3 protein-coding genes are annotated in these 2,065 nt (G+C 73.0%); 1 reads left to right on the top strand and 2 read right to left on the bottom strand.

Annotated features, from left to right (window positions below; genetic code table 11):
* Window positions 1-71: 71 nt before the first annotated feature.
* Together ABZ873_RS34125 and ABZ873_RS34120 are read right to left on the bottom strand one after the other, a co-directional pair.
* Window positions 72-425 (bottom strand): PRC-barrel domain-containing protein, encoded by a 354-nt coding sequence (locus tag ABZ873_RS34125; protein ID WP_360880761.1) that lies wholly within the window; start codon window positions 423-425, stop codon window positions 72-74.
* A gap of 93 nt (window positions 426-518) precedes the next feature.
* On the bottom strand, window positions 519-1,166 hold the full coding sequence (locus ABZ873_RS34120; protein WP_360880758.1) for a fasciclin domain-containing protein: 648 nt from the start codon (window positions 1,164-1,166) through the stop codon (window positions 519-521).
* 435 nt (window positions 1,167-1,601) lie between these two features.
* On the opposite strand from ABZ873_RS34120, the gene ABZ873_RS34115 reads away from it, so the two are divergent.
* Window positions 1,602-2,021, top strand: coding sequence for an ATP-binding protein (locus ABZ873_RS34115; protein ID WP_360880755.1), 420 nt, complete (start codon window positions 1,602-1,604; stop codon window positions 2,019-2,021).
* Window positions 2,022-2,065 lie beyond the last annotated feature (44 nt).

Raw genomic sequence — 2,065 nt, 5'->3', positions numbered from 1 at the left:
TCGTGCTGGACTTGGGGGTGCGGGGGGGCGCCGCCCCCCCCCCACCCCCTTCGGTGTGTCCGCCCCGTCCGTCACATGGGCGGCATGAAACCGTAGTAACCGCCCAGCTGCTGGCGGTACTCGATGTCCTGGAGGTGCTGGTCCCGGGTGAACTCCGGTGCGTTCTTGATCTGTTCCTTCGTCAGGCCGACGTGGACCCTCTCCTGCTCCACGTCGATCTCGGTGACGGTGCCGGCCGGGATCAGGACCTCCTTGCCGAAGATCCACGGGCCGGTGTCCACGACCAGGTAGGCGGAACCGGCCTCGTCGGAGTGCTTGTCGACCTTGCCGATGCTGCCGTCGGTCGCCTCCACCTTGTAGCCCGACAGGTCCACATCGGTGATGCGGCCGACGGTGATGCGGTAGGCCCAGGCGTTCTCGGTCATGAGGAAACAGCTCCCTTGCGTCGCTCCGTGTCCGTCACGGGCCCGCCTGCCCCGGGCCGGGAGGGATACACCCCCGGGCCGGGCGCCCACCGGCTACTTCGGCATCAGGACGGTGTCGACGATGTAGACGTTGGCGTTGGCCGTCTTGACGTTGCCGCAGACCACGTTGGAGTTGCCGTTGACCTTGTAGGACTCGCCCGAGCCGGAGGTGGTGAGGGTGCTCTTCTGGAGGGTCTCGAAGGTGCCGTTCTCCAGCTGCTTCGGGGTGAGGCGCTCGCCGACCACGTGGTAGGTGAGGATGTTGGTCAGCTGCTCCTTGTCGGCGAGGACCTTGTCGAGGTCGGCCTTCGGGATCTTGGCGAAGGCGTCGTTCGTCGGCGCGAAGACCGTGATGTCCTTGGCGTTGTTCAGGGTGTCGACCAGGCCGGCCTGCTTGACGGCGGCGACCAGGGTGGACAGGGCCGGGTTGTTGGAGGCGGCGGTGGCGACCGGGTCCTTGGCCATGCCGTCGAAGGAACCGGAGCCCTCCTTCGGTACGGAGGCGCAGGCCGGGCCGAAGGGCTCGTCGCCGGTCATGCCGCCCTCGGTGGTGCCGGTCGCGCTGGCGGTCGCGCCCTCGGCCGCCGCGCTGGGCGCGGACTTGGTGTCACTGCCGGAGTCGGAGCAGGCGGCGAGGGAGAAGGGCAGCAGGGCGGCCGCGGCGACGGCGACGGCGGTACGGCGGATCTGCGGGGTGTTCATGATCGTTGCTCCTCGGGGGAGTGGTGCGGTCGGGTGTACGGAAGGCAGGGGGCCCGGGCCGCGCGTGGCGGCCGGGCGGGAGACCACGCGGCCGGCACGCCCGCCGGGGCCGGGCCCTTGCGGGCCCCCGGCCGGCGGGCGCTCGTAGGGCCGGCCGCAGGAGGTGGTCACACGAGGGATTCGGCGGCGGCGGGCGAACGGATTGGCTGTTCACCGGAATGAGTGACATCCGCCGTCGCCGCCCAGGCAGATCCACTGTCGCCGCGCACGGTGATCCGCCGTCCCGCGCACGGTGATCCGCCGTCCCGCCCGAGGCCGATCCGCCGTCCCGGGCCGGGCCTCTCCGCGGTCCCGCCCCCGGCCAATCCGCCCTCCCGTGCGTGGCGAATGCCTGGTGAGGGCCCGTATCCCGCTCGCCCCGTCCCGGAGCGCATCATGAACCTCACCGACGCACCCGCCCCGCACGCGGTCACCACGCACCGGGCCCTGCCCGCGGGCCCGTGGGCCGTGCGGGACGCCCGGGAGGCGGCCGTGCGCGCGCTCGCCGACAGGGGAGTGCGGTGTCCGGCGCGGACCGCCGAGGACATCGTGCTCATCGTCTCCGAGCTCGCCACCAACGCGGTCCTGCACGCGAGGCCCCCGTACGCCCTGACCCTCCGCCTGGAGCCCGGCCGCGCGGGCATCGTCCTCAGCGACGGCTCCGCCTCGCCGCCCCGCCGGACCGCCCGCCCCGGGCCGACGGCGACGCGCGGGCGCGGGCTCGGCATCGTCCGGGCGCTCGGCGCGGACCTCTTCGTCAGTCCCTCCCCGCACGGCAAGCAGGTCATCGCCGTGCTCACCTGGCCCGTCGCATGAGGGACGGCGGGGGAGCGCCGCGGGTGGCCGCCGACCGGCCACCC

The sequence above is a fragment of the Streptomyces sp. NPDC047014 genome (assembly GCF_040644195.1).
Lineage (GTDB): Bacteria > Actinomycetota > Actinomycetes > Streptomycetales > Streptomycetaceae > Streptomyces.
The sequence above is the reverse complement of the archived record's forward strand: the minus strand, read 5'-3'. Positions and strand labels throughout refer to the sequence as shown.

Excerpts from the sequence above, each read along its gene's own strand:
- ABZ873_RS34125 (WP_360880761.1), bottom strand. The coding sequence starts at position 425 with ATGACCGAGAACGCCTGGGCCTACCGCATCACCGTCGGCCGCATCACC.
- ABZ873_RS34120 (WP_360880758.1), bottom strand. The coding sequence starts at position 1,166 with ATGAACACCCCGCAGATCCGCCGTACCGCCGTCGCCGTCGCCGCGGCC.
- ABZ873_RS34115 (WP_360880755.1), top strand. The coding sequence starts at position 1,602 with ATGAACCTCACCGACGCACCCGCCCCGCACGCGGTCACCACGCACCGG.